The 236-nt window shown below is 64.0% G+C and carries 1 pseudogene; it reads right to left on the bottom strand.

Annotation, left to right across the window (positions count from 1 at the left end):
• Positions 1-236: pseudogene (locus tag SB659_RS20535) on the bottom strand (glutamine--fructose-6-phosphate aminotransferase); the annotation flags it as partial.

Below are 236 nucleotides of genomic sequence, written 5' to 3'. Positions count from 1 at the left end.
CCAGGAACATCTCGCCCTTACCGTGACCGATGGCGAGCGGCGGGCCCGAGCGGGCGGCCATGATCGTGTTCGGATGATCCTTCAGCATCACCGCCAGCGCGAAGGCGCCGGAGACGCGGTTCAGCATCTTCAGTAGTGCTGCCTGTGGCTGCAGGCCCTCGCGCAGATACTTCGCCATCAGGTGGGCGATGACCTCGGTATCGGTCTGGCTTTCGAAGACCGAACCTTCGGCGATC

Source organism: Arthrobacter sp. SIMBA_036 (genome assembly GCF_046535135.1).
Classification (GTDB): Bacteria; Actinomycetota; Actinomycetes; order Actinomycetales; family Micrococcaceae; genus Arthrobacter.
Note: the sequence above shows the minus strand (reverse complement) of the source record. Positions and strands in the feature narration are given on the sequence as shown.